This window comes from Nitratireductor indicus C115 (assembly GCF_000300515.1).
GTDB classification, from domain to species: Bacteria; Pseudomonadota; Alphaproteobacteria; order Rhizobiales; family Rhizobiaceae; genus Nitratireductor; species Nitratireductor indicus.
Window position 1 is genome coordinate 146049 of the sequence record NZ_AMSI01000011.1, and the last position, 16501, is coordinate 162549.

Sequence of the window (16501 nt, forward strand, 5' to 3'; positions counted from 1 at the left end):
CGAAGAACCTTCTGTTGCCGGTGAATTCTACCGAATAATAGTCCCAGTCCAGGCATTCTGGAACCATTTTTCAGACAATAGCCGGTATCATCTTTCCTGAGATTGGGGAGGATCGAGCCATGCTGCAAAGGCACAGCCACATCGCCGAATACACGCTCTCCGACCGCTATGACGCGACGAAGGGCCGGGTGTTCCTTACGGGAACGCAGGCGCTCGTTCGTATCCTGCTCGACCAGGCACGGCGCGACCGGCTGGCAGGCCTGAACACGGCAGGGTTCGTTTCAGGCTATCGCGGCTCACCGCTCGGCGCGCTCGACCTGGAACTGTGGCGCAACAAGGCCCTGATCGAGCGCGAGCGCATCTCCTTCATGCCCGCGGTCAATGAGGACCTTGGCGCCACCGCCGTTCTCGGTGCGCAACAGGCCGCGCTCGATCCCGATTGCACGGTCGAGGGCGTGTTTTCCATGTGGTACGGCAAGGGACCCGGCGTCGACCGGTCGGGCGACGCACTGCACCATGGCAACGCCTATGGCTCCTCCCCCAAGGGCGGCGTTCTGGTGGTCGCCGGCGACGACCATGGATGCGTCTCGTCCTCCATGCCGCATCAGTCGGACGTCGCCTTCATGAGCTGGTTCATGCCCACGCTCAATCCTTCCTCCGTCGAGGAATATCTGGCCTTCGGCGAATATGGCATCGCGCTGTCGCGTTTCAGCGGTTGCTGGGTCGGCTTCAAGGCGATTTCCGAAACGGTGGAATCGGGCCGCTCCGTCGAGCTTCAGCCGGACCGCCGGTTCACGCTTCCCCATTTCGAGGCGCCGGCAGGCGGGCTGCATGTGCGCCGGGCGGACCTGCCCAGCATCGAGATCGAAACGCGCATCGGCCACAAACTGAGAGCCGTGGAAGCCTTCGCCGAAGCCAATCCCATAGACCATGCCCTTTACGGGATAGAAGATGCGATCTTCGGGATCGTCACCACCGGCAAGGGCCATCTCGACCTGATGGAAGCGCTCCGGCTTCTCGGCCTCGATGAGGCAAGATGCCGTGCGCTCGGCATCGACATCTACAAGGTCGGCATGGTCTGGCCGCTCGCCCGGCGCGATGCGCTGGCCTTCGTGCGCGGCAAGAAGGAAGTGCTGGTGGTGGAGGAGAAGCGCGGCATCATCGAAAGCCAGTTCAAGGAATATTTCTACGACTGGCCGGGCGCCAAGCCGGACAAGATGGTCGGCAAGCACGATGCCCAGGCGACACGCGATCTCGTGCCGTGGACCGGCGAGCTTACCCCGCTCGGCCTCGTGCCCATCGTGGCCGAGAGGCTCGACCGGTACTTTCCGGACGAGAACCTCCGCGAAAGGGCGCGTGCCCTGACGGAGGCTCCCGCAATCAGCCTCAGCGTGGCGGGCGCAACGCGTACGCCCTATTTCTGTTCCGGCTGCCCGCATAACAGCTCCACCAAGGTGCCGGAAGGCAGCAAGGCCGCATCCGGGATCGGCTGCCACGTCATGGCAAGCTGGATGGACCGGGACACCGAAGGCTATGCGCAGATGGGCGGGGAAGGCGTGCCCTGGGTGGCGCGTTCCCTTTTCAATGGTGGCCGCCACATGTTCCAGAATCTCGGAGAGGGAACCTGGTATCATTCCGGCTCGCTGGCCATCCGCCAGGCAGTGGCTGCCGGCACCAACATAACATACAAGATCCTCTACAACGACGCGGTTGCCATGACCGGCGGTCAGCCGGTCGATGGCCCGGTCAGCGTAGCGGGCATCGCGCAGACCTGTCGCGCGGAGGGCGTCGAGCGCATCGCGCTCGTCTCCGACGCAATCGGCAAGTTTTCCGCGGCTGACTTTCCCGCCCGCACGAGTTTCCACGACCGCGGCGAACTCGACGCCGTGCAGCGGGAATTGCGCGAGGTGAAGGGCGTGAGCGTGCTCATCTATGAGCAGACCTGCGCCACCGAGAAGCGGCGCCGGCGCAAGCGCGGCAAGATGGAAGACCCCAGGCGCTTCGCATACATCAATCCGCTCGTCTGCGAGGGATGCGGCGATTGCTCCGTGGAAAGCAACTGCCTCAGTGTCGAGCCGCTCGAAACCGCCTTCGGGCGGAAGCGCCGGATCAACCTTTCATCCTGCAACAAGGATTTCTCCTGCCTCAACGGCTTCTGCCCGAGCTTCGTAACGGTGGAAGGCGCGGAGCGTGCAAACCGCGCATCGCGCGACATCGACGCCCTGGCGCTTGCCGCGGAACTGCCCGAGCCCGAACTCGACCTTCTCGACAAGCCGTTCGATCTTCTGGTCGGTGGCGTCGGCGGCACGGGTGTCGTGACCATCGGCGCGCTTGTGACCATGGCCGCGCATCTGGAGGGGCTGGGCGCCAGCGTTCTCGATTTCACCGGCTTCGCGCAGAAATTCGGAACCGTACTGAGCTATATCCGGCTGGCCGCCGAACCGCGTGATATCCATCAGGTGCGCATCGAAAGAGGTTCTGCCGATGCCGTGATCGGATGCGATATCGTTGTGGGCTCCTCGCCCAAGGCTTCGATGCATTACCGGAAGGGCACACGCGTGGTGCTCAACACGGCCGAGATGCCTACGGGTGATCTCGTCTTGAGCCGCGACGCGGATTTGCGCACGGATGCGCGTGAGGCGGCGATCCGGGAGGCGGTGGGTTCGGAGAATGTCGAAGCGTTCGACGCCAACCGGTTGGCGGAAGAACTCCTCGGCGATCAGGTCTATGCGAACATGATCCTGCTTGGCTTTGCATGGCAATCGGGCCTCGTGCCGGTGAGCCGAGCCGCCCTCGACCGGGCCGTGGAGCTCAACGGGGTCAAGATCGAGGACAATCGCCGCGCTATTGCCATCGGCCGAGTGATGGCCGCAACACCGGAGGCGCTGCTGGGCGCGGGCGAACCGGACGAGATTTTCGCAACGAGCCTGCCGGGCATCGTCGAGGATCGGGCGACATTCCTCACGGGCTATCAGAACGCGGCCTATGCGGAACGCTATAATGAGCGGATTGCCGCCTTTCATGGGCAATTATCCGACCGCCTTGCCGATCCGCTCGCCGAGATCGCCGCGCGGGCGCTGTTCAAGCTGATGGCCTACAAAGACGAATACGAAGTCGCGCGCCTGCACACACAGATGGGATTCGACAAGGAACTGAACCGTGTCTTCAAAGGGGATTTCAGGGTTCGCTATCACCTTGCTCCACCGCTCCTGCCGCTTGGCAAGGATGCGCGGGGGCGACCCCGCAAGCACGCTTTCGGAGCGTGGATCAGGCCGGGGCTGCGCCTGCTCTCTCATCTGCGCGGTCTACGCGGAAGCTGGGCCGACCCCTTCGGATACACCAAGGAGCGGCGCATGAACCGCGCCCTGATCGGCTGGTATGAGAACATTCTCGACCAGGTGATCGCGCACCAGCAGGATGCTCAGCAGGAAACGCTCGAAGCGCTCCTTCGAACGCCGCTCGAAATGCGCGGCTACGGTCCCGTTTGGGAGGCCGCGATGAAGCGCGAGAAGGCCAGGGCCGAGACGCTTCTGGCCGAGATCGGCGGTATCACACCGCGCTGAAGGGCGCCTTGTGCGGCCAGGCCATCGGTGCAGGCCGATCCCATTTCTCAAGCGAGACGAGGCAGAGCTGTCCCGCACAGCCCTGGCTCAACACGGAGGCCCCCGCATCGGAGGTGACGGCGTTTGGGTTGCCGTTGACGCAGGTCAGGCCTGCTCCCGGCAGGTCTTCCGGTGCATACCAGGCGCCGGTGGAGAGCTGCACCACGCCTTGCATGATCGCATCTGAGGGGCGTGCCGACGCCAGAACCGAACCGCGCTCATTGTGAAGCCGGATCACATCTCCATCACCGATCCCGAGGCGCGCGGCATCTTCCCGGTTGAGCCTTGCAACCTCACGTCCCTTTTCCTTTGCGGCCATGCTGGTCGCCCCGAAATCGAGCTGGCTGTGGAGGCGGGTTGCCGGCTGGTTGGAAACGAGCTGGAAGGGGTGACGCTCGGCCATTGGCGCGCACAGCCATTCGGCGGGTGCAAGCCATGCCGCGTGCCCCGGCAGGCCGGCGCCAGCCACAATTTCGGAAAACAATTCGATCCTGCCGCTCGGCGTCTCGAGAGGAGCGCCCGAAGGGTCTTCATGAAAGCGCGCCATCATGCCGGGTGTGTCGCGCACCGGCAGGTCAATCCGCGCGCCCTGCATGAAATCCTCAAAGGACGGGGCATTGCAGCCGCGTTTTTCAAGAGCCGCGCGTGTCGGCTCATACATCTCTTCCAGCCAGCCTTGCGCATCGCGCCCCTCGGTGAAGATTTCCCGGCATCCGAGCCGGTCCGCGAGATTGGCGAAGATCGCATAATCGTCGCGTGCCTCGCCAAAAGGCTCCGCGAGCTTTTCCATCGCGAAAAGATAAGGGTCGTTGCCACCGGCGCCGATGTCGTTTCTTTCTGCGGTGATGGTTGCGGGAAGAATGATATCGGCATGGCGCGCCGATGCGGTGAAGACGCTGTCATGCAAGATGATGGTCTCCGGCCGGGAGAAGGCCTCTTTCAGACGCGTCAGGTCCTGGTGATGATGGAAGGGATTGCCGCCGGCCCAATAGACGAGGCGGATATCGGCATAGCGGCGCGTTTCGCCCTTATAGGTGTAGGCAGCGCCCGGCTTCATAAGAAGCTCCGAGATGCGCGCGACGGGAATGAAATCGCCGACGCGATTATGCCCCTGCGGCATGGTGGGCAGTGGCACGGCCAGAGCCTCCTTGCCGATATTGCCGATGGAACCCAGACCGTAGCAGAAGCCCGCGCCGGGCAAACCGCCCTGCCCCAGCAGGCAGGCAAGCGTCAGCGCCATCCAGACGGGCTGTTCGCCGTTTTCCGCGCGCTGCAGTGAATAGGTTACGTTGATGAGCGTCCTGCTCTTCGCGGCGCGGTCGGCCAGCGCGGCGATTTCGGAGGCCGTAACACCGCAGATTGCCTCGGCCCATTCGGGCGTTTTCGCGACACCATCGGAACTGCCCGTCAGATAAGCCTCGAAGGCTGGATAGCCCGTCGTGTAGCGCTCCAGATAGGCGCGGTCGACCCTGCCTGTCTGATGCAGTCTGTAGGCCATGCCAAGCATCAACGCTGTGTCGGTTGCGGGGCGCGGGGCAATACGCGTTACGCCCGGCAGATCGCTGAAATCATCGGCGATGGGACTGACTGAGACGAAACCGCAACCGCGAGCAGCCGCCCGTTGCAGCACGCTCTTGCCCAGGTGCCGGGAATTGCCGCCGGCGCTCACCGCCAGATTGCGCAGCGGCAAGCCGCCGAAGGAGATCAGAAGCTCGGTCTCCTCAGCAAGTTCGCGCAGATAAGGATGATCGCGATTGAGCCTGATCGCGTTGCCAAGCACCAGAGACAGGATCACGCTGCCCGCACCGGACGAATAGGTGTCCACGGAAGCGACATAGCCGCCGAAGACACTGTTCAGAAAGCGATGCACCTGGCTTTGCGCGTGGTGGAAGCGGCCAGCCGAGGACCAGCCATAGGAGCCCCCGAACACGCTCGCACCGGGCAAAGGCCTGTCTTCCGGCAAGGCGGGCGCAGCGCCCAGCCGGCGCAATTCCTGCGCCGTCCGTTGCAGAGCCTCCTCCCACTCGACCTCGACAAACCCATCGGAACCGCGACGCTGATCCGGACCCGGGCCATCCTCCAGCCAGCCGCGGCGGATCAACGGCTTACGGATACGGGCCGGATGATCGAGAGACGCCGGAATATTGGCAAGCAGCGGCGACGGGTCGGGATCGGCCTCGAAGGGGCGGATGTCCAGCCTGCCGCCGTCCATCCGCGCGCTGAAGGCGCCCCAATGGCTGCTGTGCTGCCTGTACGCGGTGTCGTTCATGGTTCTACTCCATGTCCACCCGGTGAACCTGGCGGGAGCGCAGCTTCTGGCGGATGGGGCCAAGCGGCAGCGAGCGCAGGATGAGCACGAGGCACAATGCCAGGAATATCGCACTGATCGGATGGTGCAGGAAGGTCATCGGATCCCCGCGCCCAAGAAGCAGCGCACGGCGCAGATGCTGTTCCATCAGCGGTCCGAGCACGAAGCCCAGAAGGAGGGGCGGAGCCGGATAGCGGAACAGCGCCAACACATACCCCACCACGCCGAACAGCAGCATCATATAGACATCAAAGATGCTGTTGCGGATGCTGTAGACACCGATACACACGAAAACCAGCATGATCGGATAGAGGATGCGCGGTGGAATGGCCAGCATCCGCACCCAGATGCCGATCAGGGGAATGTTGAGCACGAGCAATAGGACGTTGCCAATCCAGAAGCTGGCTGCGAGACCCCAGAAGATATCGCCGTGGGAGCTGATGAAATCCGGGCCCGGCGTGATGCCGTGGATCATCAGGGCACCGATGAGGACAGCCATCACCACATCGCCCGGCACACCGAGTGTAAGCGTTGGAATGAAGGCCGTCTGCACGGATGCGTTGTTGGCGGCCTCCGGTGCTGCAATCCCCTCGATGGCGCCGGTGCCGAACTTCTCCGGGTTCTTCGAAACCTGCGTCTCGGCGACATAGGCAAGATAGGAGGCAAGGGCAGGCCCCGCGCCCGGCATCGCGCCGATGACGGAGCCGATGCCCATGCCCCGGAAGGTGGGCAGGATCGACTGCTTGAGCTGTTGCTTCGTCGGCAGCATGTCGCGCAGGCGCACGGAACTGGCGTTCAGAAGCACAGGACCCTTGCCTGCGAAGCTCGACAGGATTTCCGCCACGCCGAACAGGCCGATTGAAAGCGCCACCAGACTGACGCCTTCCGCCAGATCGAGCACGCCGCCCGTGAAGCGGAATTCGCCCGTGTATTTATCCGTTCCGATCATGGAGAGGGCAAGCCCCGCAACCACCATCGTCATACCCTTGATGGGGGAGCCGATGGACAGGGTGGAAGCGGCCACCAGACCAAGCAGCATGACCGAAAAATACTCGGCCGACGAGAAATTCATCGCGAAGGCGGAAATGACGGGCGCAAGCCCCATGACGAGCACGATGGCCATGGTGCCGCCGGCAAAGGAGGTGAGCGTCGTGATCATCAGCGCCACGCCGGCCTGTCCCTTCTGGGTCAGCGGATAGCCGTCGAGGCAGGTTACAGCGGCACTCGCCGTGCCTGGAATATTCAGCAGGATCGAGGCGGTGGAACTACCGTATTGCGCGCCGTAGAAGATGCCCGCCAGCATGATCATCGCGGTGGTGGGATCGAGATAGAAGGTGATCGGCAGACATAGCGCGATCGCCGCCAGCGGTCCGAGGCCCGGCAGAACGCCAACGAAAGTGCCCACCGTGACGCCGATGAAACAGAACAGGATGTTGTGAGGCGTACTGGCAGTGGCGAAGCCGCCGAGGATCTGGTTCAGGAGGTCCATGGTCTCAGCCTCCGAAGATCGTGAAAGGAAGGCGGAAGCCATAGATGAAGAGTGCCACGCATCCCACGCACATGGCCGCTATCACGATACTGGTGGAAACCCAGCGGATCGGGCCATAGGCGAATGTGCCGATCAACATCAGGACGACGGTCGCCGGAACAAGCCCGAACGGCTCGACCATCAACGCCCACGCCACGACGGCGATGAGCACCAGGGCAACCGGGAGCGGCGGCGAAACATCCACCTCGATACGGCTGCGCAAGGCGCCGAAAAGACAGATGAGGCTGCAAAGGCAAAGCGCGCAGCCGATCAGAAACGGCATCGCACCGGCGCCGATGCGCCGCATCGAGCCCAGACCGTGACCATAGGCGATGATCGTGAAGCCAAGACCGATCGCCAAAAGAACGAGGGCGATTGCAATATCGGCATATTGCGCGCCCCTGATTTGCTTTCCATTTCCCATTTTGATCCCCATTGATCCCCAGGGCATTTTATTGTTTCGAAACCGGAGGCCGTCGCTCGGCCCCGATGCAAGCCTATCCCTCTAGCCGGCAAGGCCCCAGCCGCCGCGGGCGCGGCCCGACGGATCGGCCCCGGCGAGGTCCAGGCCGAACAGGCGACCGGCGCCGATATCGCGCGGCGTGAGCCCCGCCCCGCGCATGGCACGCCAGAGCGTCGCCGAGTTGGACGAAATCACCGGCCGTGCAAGATCAGCTTCCAGTGCGGCGATACGGTCCATGGAGCGCAGGTTCGTGCAGCTCAGGAAAACGGCATCGCAGTCTCTGATCGCGCTGCGATGGCTGAGCGCAAGCGCCTCCACGTCGCGCGAATTGATATCCCGGATCAACTCGGAACTCGCGCAGCCGAATGTGGCATTGCCGGGAACGGGATGCCCCGCCTTTTCCAGAAACGCGATCTCGGCAGCGTGAATATCATCGGGATAGGGACTGATCAAAAACACCGTCCTTGCCTGAAGCGCGGCCAGAGCGTCGAGCACCGCACGCGTCGTGGTCACTGCGGCTACACCCGAAGCCGTGGCGATCTTTTCCGCAATCGTATCGAGCGCATCGTCGGCCCCGAGGAAACTGCCCGACGTGCAGGCATAGAGTATGATGCGGGCATCGATGCCACCCAGGAGGCGCGATTGATGCTCGACACTGTCCATCATGCGAATGAGCGATTCCTGCGTCAGCGCGGCGCCCTCGCGTGGAAGGCGTGAGAAGTGAGCTGTCACACCATCGGGCAGGAACTGCGGAAACTCGGTCTCGCAGGCAACGTTTCTTTCGGGAATGACGAAGCCGAGCCGAACCGGCGTTGCAGGCAGGGGCTTGAAGGGTTCCATATCGCTTTTTCCTTTTCGGAAGGGCCCGTCGCTTTTCGCAGGGCCTTGCCGGTCCTGCCGCAACCGATCCCTTCGGACCGAATTACGGGAACCATCCGCCGCGTCCTTGCGGGTGGGGCGGGTGGGGCGGGCGGGACGGGCGGAGCATGCGGGGGCCGGTCGATCTCCGGCCCCGGCAAATCACCCAAGCGTCACTGAGACATCACTTGGGCGCGCTGGCACCGGCAAGCTTGACCATGTAGGCCCAGTTCTCGATCTCGGAAGCGACGAAGGCCTTGAACTCCTCCGGCGTCGAGCCGACGGGTACGGAGCCGAGTTCCTTGTTGCGCTGGACGACATTCTCATCCTTGAGAGCTGCCGCCGTCGCCTCATAGAGTTTCTGGACGATGGCATCGGGCGTGCCGGCCGGGGCAAAGATGCCCTGCCAGGAGATGGCAACGATCTTCTCGCCACCCGATTCCACGAAAGTCGGAACATCGGGCAGGAGCGGGTTGCGCTCGGCAGCCGTCACAGCGAGCGGCTTGGCGATCCCGGCCTGAATTGCCTTGATGGCTTCTGGCAGATTGTTGATGGCAATCTGGACATCGCCCGCATTCAACGCGTTGTTCACTTCCGCGCCACTGTCATAGGGCACGTTTTCCATCTCGACGCCGTAATTGTCCTTGATCAGCTCGAAGGTGAGGTAGGGCGAGTTGCCCACGCCCGGCGTCGCGTAGAGCTCACCCGGATTTTCCTTGGCGAAGGCCATCAGGTCCTTCACGTTGTCAAACTTGGAATCCTTGGAAACCAGAAGGACGCTCGGCTGCTGGATAAGCTGGGTGACCGGCGCGAAATCCTCGAGAACCTTGTATGGAATGGTGTCGGCATAAAAGGCCGGTGCAATGGCTTCGCTCGCCACATTACCCATCAGAATGGTGTAGCCATCCGGGTCTGCCTTCGCGACCACGGCCGAGCCGACCGTACCGCCGGCGCCGGGCCTGTTTTCGATGACGACGGGCTGGCCAAGCAGCTTGCCCATCGGTTCCGCCACAAGCCGCGCGATGATGTCGGCAGCGCCACCCGGCGCCCATGGCACGATCATGGTGACCGGACGATCCGGATAATTCTGGGCGTGGGCCGCTGTGCCAAGCACGGCCATGGAAAGCGCGCCGAAGGCGGCTGCCAAGGTTTTGATCTTTTTCATCGTCTTTCCCCTGAGGTTCGGTTTGTCATGTCGCCGTTTTCCGGTTCTTGTGATTGCCGCATTGCGGTCAGACGGAAACTTCCGTCCATTCGAGCGCCACGAAGGCGATGCGGTCGCCGGTGTGAACCACCGGGTCTTTGCGGATACCTATGATCAGAACGTCCTGCGGCATGGCCGGTTCGGCCATGGAGCGTCCTGTGATGCTGCAGATCGCGCCCAGCGGCTTGCCAGCCTCAATTTTCATGGCCGGGCGATTGGCAGTCCGGAACAATCCGCCCTCGCGCGTCATCACATGGGTGCGCCGGGTGACGCGGCACAGCTTGTCGGCGGGCTTGCGGCGCGGCGCGGCGATCATGCCCATTTCGGCGGCGACGCCACACAGCCCCGCCACACCGAGTTCGACGCAGCCCTCATCCGTCTCACTGCCCGACCCCAGCTCGACCATGAAGGCCGGCTTGCCGCGGGCCAGCATCTGGTAATCGATCGCTCCGGGAATATTGCCGGGAAGCTCGCCCGCGCCGGGCGCGACATTCATGCGGCAGGCAACGACGGGATGGAAATGGCGGATCATCGAAAACAGTTTAGCTTCATCGACACCGCTATCGGGATGCAGCTTGTAGACCGCATAGGGGTCCGAATAGAACAGGTTGTTCATGGTGTGCATGGAGATCAGCACATCCGCACAATCAGCAGCGGCTGCAAAAAGCGCGGCCGACATCTGGTCGCTGACAAGCCCGTTTGCATTGCCCGGGAAGGTCTGGTCGAGGTCCTGGTCGTCCTGCGGCGCGGTCTTGCGACGCGCATCGAGGGCCAGCGGATTGGCCGTGGAACTAAGCACGACCGAACCCGAAAGCTCCGACGGATCGAGACCTTCGATGAAATCGAGAGCGGCCCAGATGCCATTGATCTCGTTGCCGTGAACCTGCCCGGAAATCCATAGGCAGGGGCCGGGCTTCTCACCCTTGAGAATGAGGAAAGGAAGGGCGATCTCGGCGCCGGAGGCGAAGCTGCCAACACGAATACGCCCCTCTGTCAGGCTTCCCGGTGCGGCGGCGGCAAAGGCTTCTGCAAAACCTGCCCCGGTCGAAATCCGCTCTTTGCTCATCGTTCTTTCCCCTTTTTTGTTTGAACCCAGCGGTAGAGCCGCTTCTATTTGAATTGAGCGGTCAGGCCTGCCGCCAGATCAGCGATGAGATCATCGGGATCTTCCAGCCCCACATGCAGGCGCACCAGAACCCGGTCATCGACGGAGGCTTCGTGATTGCGCGTTGGATGCGGAAGCGTGATCAGGCTTTCAAAGCCTCCCCAGCTCGATCCGATGCCGAAATAGTCGAGCCCGTCGGCGAAGCGGCGCGCGGCCTCGTGATCATTCGATTTCAGCGTGAAGGCGAAAAGACCCGAAGCGCCGTTGAAGTCGCGCTTCCAAAGCGCGTGATCGGGATGGCTTTCCAATGCGGGATAATGAACCGCCGCCACCTCCGGGCGCGCCTCAAGCCACCGGGCGACCTTCAGCGCATTCTGCTGATGCCGCTCAAGCCGCAGCCCCATGGTGCGCAAGCCGCGCAGGGCAAGATAGCAATCGTCGGGTGCGGTGGAATAACCGAGAAGACCGACCATGTTCCGCACCGTGCTCCAGGTCGCCTCGGAACACACGATGAGGCCAAGCATCGCATCGGAGTGGCCAACGATATATTTGGTGGCCGCGTGGATGGAAATGTCGACGCCCTTCTCGAAGGAAGGAAAGAGCAAGGGCGTGGCCCAGGTGTTGTCGTTCATGACAGGAATGCCGCGCGGTGCTGCCACCGATGCGATGGCCAGGATATCCTGCAATTCGAACGTGCCGGAACCCGGGCTCTCGCAATAGATCGCCACCGTTTCCGGGCGGATCAGATCGGCGATCTCCGCACCGGTGCGCGGTGCGAAATATTCGACATCGACCCCCAGGGGACGCAGATAGGATTCACACAGGTTGCGGGTCGGGCCGTAGACGTTGTCCGTCACCAGAAGATGCGTGCCCGGCTTGGCATAGGCGAGAAGCGAAGCCGAGACAGCGGCAAGCCCCGAGGGCATGACAATCGCGCGATAACCGCCTTCCAGCTCGGCCACCGCATCCGCAAGGGCAAATGCCGTTTGCGTGCCGTGGCGGCCATAGCGCAGCGTGGTGTATTTCTCCTTGCCCGCCGCATCGTAGCTGTCCATGTCCGGGAACAGGATGGTCGATGCGCGAACGATTTCCGGGTTCACCGCAACCGGGCGATCCTTTGCGTGAGGCCGTCCCAACCGTGCGATCTTCGTGTCTTTCTTCATGGGGCTACCTCGCCTTCTGTAGGGTTCTTGCAGGGGCAATGGCTGCAGCGCCGCTTTCGACCACTGGCGCGGGACCACGCGTGAACACGCCCTTTTCCTGCGCATCCATCTGATCGATCAAGCCCGTTTCCCACGCCAGATAACGGCGCGCGGCCTCCAGACTGCCGTCATGCCTGTCGTGAACGAAGAACAGGAAGTCGATCATGTCGGCATCGGCAGGCACATCCGGCGTCGCTTCGATGGCGAGCCCCGCCTCGCGCCATTGTGCCGGACTGCCGGGGAGAACGCGCAGATCCGCATATCCCATGTCCATCAGGTCGCCCGCCGCGAGGCAAAGTATCGTCGGCTCCTGACCCGCGAGGATCAGCGGACGGGCCGGATCAAGATCGAGCGCGGCAAGCCGGGGGCGAATGGCCCAGATAGCGCCCTCGATATGCCCTTCGCGATAGGCCTTGCCGGGAGACACGTCGATCAATTGAGCGCCTTCGGAAAGCGCCGTGGCGGCCTCGCCTGCAGAAATTGTGGCAAGCCCCGCCGTCCAGTCGCGTTCGGCCGGAGCGGGCACGGCATGTTCACGCGTATCGACATCGAGGATGACGGCATCGTGCCCCATACGGCGCAGCCAGAACGCGGTGGTTGCCGCGCGAATATCGCGATTGTCGGCAAGCACGATGCGCGCGCCGCGCACCCCGATCCACTGATCGGTCGCTTGAACGAGCTGCCCTCCCGGCGCATGTGCGGCACCGGCAATCGTGCCATTCGCAAACTCTTCCGCGCTTCGGACATCGAGGAGAAACGTGGTGCGCGTATCGTCCGCAAGCCAGGCCTGAAGAGTGTCATGGCTTACAAGCGGCAGGCCGTTGAGTTCGACAAAGGCAGCGCGGCGGGCCGCGACATCGGCGAGCGTGTCGTCCGTCGGCTCGGGAAGCGGCAAGGGCTGCGAACCATATTGCAGGGTCAGCCCTGCAAGCTGCCAGCCCTGCGAACCATTGCGCAAGGCGTGGATCGGATTTGTGAAGCCGAGGTTGCGCAGTGTCTGCGCGCCGATGATGGAACGCGTGCGGCCGGCGCAGTTGATAACGATACGCGTCTGCGGCTTCATCACCAGTTCGCCGATGCGCAGACCCAGTTCAGCATTCGGACAGGAGCGCGCGGTGGGTATGTTCATCTTGGCGAATTCGGCCGGGCTGCGGCCATCGAGAATGACCATGTCCTCGCCCGCGCCGATCATAGCGTCCAGTTCCTCGGCGGAGACCGAGGGCGTGCCCATGTCGTGTTCCACCATCTCGCCATAGGCCTTCGAGGGGACATTCACTCCTTTGAAGAGGCCGAAGCCGGCTGCCTCCCATGCGGGAGCGCCGCCCCTGAGAATGAAAACGGAGCTGTAGCCAAGGGTTTCGAGCTCATGCGCCGCGCGCTCGGCAACGCCATCGCCATTGTCGAGAAGAACCACCCGCACGGCCCGGTTGGGAACCAGGCGCGGCGCTTCGGCCTCCAGAACGCTGAAAGGGCAGTTGACCACGAAGAAGGGATGGCCTTCGCCATATTGACCGTGCTCGCGCACGTCGAGAAAGGCGATCTCGGCAGCCTCCGACAGGGCGGCCTTCACCTCTTGAGGCGACATTGCTGACGTCATCGATTTTATGCTGCCTCTGCTTCAGCGCCGCGTCTTCACGCCGACGGACATGATCTTGGTCGTGCCGGCTTCCGGGTCGAAAACAAGGCGTTCGGTCAGGGTTTCAAGGGGACGTCCGTACATATGAAGGTGGCGGATGGGCTGTTCGCCCTGAATTTCCACGTGATGGACATCGTCGGGCATCATCGCAACACCAGCACCCGGCTCCACGGACACGACACGGTCGACGCGGATTTCGGCGCGACCGGGAACGCTGCCATCGTCGAGCCGCTCATAAAGCGTGTTGTGTTCAACACCTTCCACCGCCGCTATGCAGGCCCAGGTGGTGTGGTTATGCGGCGGGATCTTCTTTCCCGGCAACATGACGTTGAGATAGAGGGTGAGCCCTTGAGGGTCGTCCTGCGCGATAAGATAGCGGGCCTGACGTTCGCCTTCATCCGGCCCCGGGTAATCGGCCTCGCCCCACAGCTCGCGCTTTGCCGCAAGCCCGATCAATGCATTCTTGGCATCCTCCAGCGCCTCACGGCTCGGCCCGTCGGCCATGGTCACACGCACCTTGGCCAGAACAGCTTCAACTTCTTGTTCGCGGGTCATCGTCTTCCTGCCTCGTTTTTCATTCTTGCCCTTCTCCATGGGCTTACGAAGCAGGCTAGCAGCGTGCTCGAAGGCAGCACCAATTCAAACTCACGCAAGAATCATTAGCAGCGCTAATGCTTGTGCAGAAAATACAATCGGAAATAGAGAAGTTGCTTATCTATCAGCCAGCGCAAATCTGCTCGAAAAGCGCATTCGCGGCTTGAGAAAGCGCCACATTGCTGCGGTAGATATAGAAATTGACGTCCGGCAACGGCGGAAGTCCCTCCCTTTCGCCAAGCACCTTGAGATCGGGCTTCAGCATCTCGGGAGTGCGCGCCGTCACACCGAGGCCGGCATTGAGGGCAACATGAATGCCCGAAAGGCTGGGGCAGGTGTAGCGCTCGATATGCGGCACGCCGCGCTGATCGAGCGCGTTGAGCGCCATGCGGCGGAAGATCGACGGCTCGTCCGCCAGGACCAGAGGCACCGGTTGCCGCCGGTCGAGCTCGAAGGCCGCTGCTGCGATCCACACGGTTGGCGACGTGCGCAGAAGGCGACCCTGAAAACGTTCGGAGTGTCGGGTCGTCAACGTCATGTCGAGCCGACCGTCTTCCAGAAGCGGCATCAGGTTCGGGCTGCGGTCGACCGTCAGCATCACATGAACGCGCGGGTTGGACCGGGCGAAGGTGGAAAGGAAACGCGGCAGGATGGAATCGGCGATGTCATGCGGCGCGCCGATGCGCACCTCGCCGCTCTGCTGGGAAGAATTGACGGTGACGACCGCCTGATCGTTCAGTGCAACGATCTGGCGTGCATAGGTCAAAAGGTTCTGTCCCGCCTCGTTGAGCTTGCGCTGACGCCCGACCTTCTCGAAGAGCTGCTGGCCGAGTGCTTCCTCCAGCCGTCGCATCTGCTGGCTGACGGCCGACTGGGTACGAAAAACCCGGCGGGCGGCAGCAGAAAATCCCCCCTCCTCCGCGATGGCGACGAAGGTGCGCAACAGGTCGGTTTCCAGATTGACCAGCATGGATACATCACAGAAGCGAATGTTTTTGGACAGTTTCCGTCCAAAAACATAAGCCAACGGGATATGAATGCAATCCTGCTTCAGCCAAACGGGGATGCAGCTTCCCTCAGGCGGCGGCCTCGGGCACGACAGTGCGGACGATCGACGCATCGAGCGCTTCATAATCGGCCAGCCCAATCGTGTCGTAGAGTTCGGCGCGGGTCTGCATCTCCTCCAGCATCGCCCTTGTGGCGTCATCGCGGCGCAGAGTGTCATAGAGGCGCGCCTGCGCCTTGTTGGCAACCCGCAAGGAAGAAACCGGCCAGATCACCATGCGATAGCCCATCTCCTCGAATTCCGAGGCCGTGAAAAAGGGCGTGCGGCCAAATTCGGTCATGTTGGCCAGAAGCGGCACACCCGGCAATTTCACGGCAAAGGCGCGGAACATCTCCGCTGATGTCAGCGCTTCAGGGAAGATCGCGTCGGCGCCAGCCTCCATATACAGGCGGGCACGCGCCACGGCGCCGTCGATTCCCTCGCTCGCTGCCGCATCCGTGCGGGCAACGATGTAGAGATGGCGGCGCGCGCTGGCCGCGGCCGCAACCTTGGCCGCCATATCCCGTGCGTCGGCGAGCTTCTTGTCGTTCAGATGGCCGCATTTCTTTGGCAGAAGCTGGTCCTCGATATGAACCGCGCCAGCACCTGCATCCTCGAAGCTGCGCACCATGTGCATCACATTGAGCGCTTCGCCATAACCGGTATCGCCATCCACCAGAAGCGGCAGGCCGCTGGAACGGGCGATCTGCCGGATGAAGAAAGACACCTCATCCACGGTGATGATACCGAGATCGGGAAGCCCCATGGAAGCGGTCATGGCGGCGCCCGAAAGATACAACGCCTCGAAGCCAGCCTGCTTCGCCTGCAATGCGGCCATGCCGTTATGCGCGCCTGGAAGTCTCAATATGCCGCCGCGCTCAACCAGCGTGCGGAAACGCTCGCCGGCGGGCTGTGCCGGAAGATCGGAGGAAACAAGATAAGGCATCGGTTCGACC

At 62.6% G+C, this 16501-nt stretch carries 12 protein-coding genes; 1 reads left to right on the forward strand and 11 read right to left on the reverse strand.

Going from position 1 to position 16501, the window contains the following annotated elements; genetic code table 11:
* Positions 1–119: 119 nt before the first annotated feature.
* Positions 120–3563 carry an indolepyruvate ferredoxin oxidoreductase family protein gene (locus NA8A_RS16340; RefSeq protein ID WP_009451461.1) on the forward strand — a complete coding sequence of 1148 codons (3444 nt, stop codon included), beginning with the start codon at positions 120–122 and terminating at the stop codon, positions 3561–3563.
* Here NA8A_RS16340 and NA8A_RS16345 read toward each other — a convergent pair.
* The 11 genes from NA8A_RS16345 to prpB all read right to left on the reverse strand — a co-directional run bounded on the left by NA8A_RS16345 (position 3550) and on the right by prpB (position 16491).
* Positions 3550–5871 carry a molybdopterin-dependent oxidoreductase gene (locus tag NA8A_RS16345; RefSeq protein WP_009451462.1) on the reverse strand — a complete coding sequence of 774 codons (2322 nt, stop codon included), beginning with the start codon at positions 5869–5871 and terminating at the stop codon, positions 3550–3552. The genes NA8A_RS16340 and NA8A_RS16345 overlap by 14 nt on opposite strands.
* Before the next feature lie 4 nt (positions 5872–5875).
* Positions 5876–7399, reverse strand: coding sequence for a tripartite tricarboxylate transporter permease (locus NA8A_RS16350; RefSeq protein WP_009451464.1), 1524 nt, complete (start codon positions 7397–7399; stop codon positions 5876–5878).
* Positions 7400–7403: 4 nt separating this feature from the next.
* Complete coding sequence (locus NA8A_RS16355) at positions 7404–7862, reverse strand: tripartite tricarboxylate transporter TctB family protein (protein WP_143088084.1); 459 nt, start codon at positions 7860–7862, stop codon at positions 7404–7406.
* 81 nt (positions 7863–7943) lie between these two features.
* Complete coding sequence (locus NA8A_RS16360) at positions 7944–8741, reverse strand: maleate cis-trans isomerase family protein (RefSeq protein ID WP_009451467.1); 798 nt, start codon at positions 8739–8741, stop codon at positions 7944–7946.
* A 202-nt stretch (positions 8742–8943) separates the two neighbouring features.
* Positions 8944–9924 carry a Bug family tripartite tricarboxylate transporter substrate binding protein gene (locus NA8A_RS16365; RefSeq protein ID WP_009451468.1) on the reverse strand — a complete coding sequence of 327 codons (981 nt, stop codon included), beginning with the start codon at positions 9922–9924 and terminating at the stop codon, positions 8944–8946.
* A gap of 67 nt (positions 9925–9991) precedes the next feature.
* Positions 9992–11029 (reverse strand): M14 family metallopeptidase, encoded by a 1038-nt coding sequence (locus tag NA8A_RS16370; protein ID WP_009451469.1) that lies wholly within the window; start codon positions 11027–11029, stop codon positions 9992–9994.
* 44 nt (positions 11030–11073) lie between these two features.
* On the reverse strand, positions 11074–12231 hold the full coding sequence (gene metC / locus NA8A_RS16375) for a cystathionine beta-lyase (protein WP_009451470.1): 1158 nt from the start codon (positions 12229–12231) through the stop codon (positions 11074–11076).
* 4 nt (positions 12232–12235) lie between these two features.
* Entirely contained in the window at positions 12236–13867 is a 1632-nt protein-coding gene (locus NA8A_RS16380) for a rhodanese-like domain-containing protein (RefSeq protein WP_240532808.1), read from the reverse strand.
* A 21-nt stretch (positions 13868–13888) separates the two neighbouring features.
* Positions 13889–14461, reverse strand: a complete 573-nt coding sequence (locus tag NA8A_RS16385; RefSeq protein ID WP_009451472.1) for a cysteine dioxygenase family protein — start codon at positions 14459–14461, stop codon at positions 13889–13891.
* 163 nt (positions 14462–14624) lie between these two features.
* A complete protein-coding gene (locus NA8A_RS16390) occupies positions 14625–15470 on the reverse strand; it encodes a LysR substrate-binding domain-containing protein (RefSeq protein WP_009451473.1) in 846 nt (281 codons plus the stop codon).
* 106 nt (positions 15471–15576) lie between these two features.
* Positions 15577–16491, reverse strand: a complete 915-nt coding sequence (gene prpB / locus NA8A_RS16395; RefSeq protein WP_009451474.1) for a methylisocitrate lyase — start codon at positions 16489–16491, stop codon at positions 15577–15579.
* Positions 16492–16501: the final 10 nt, after the last annotated feature.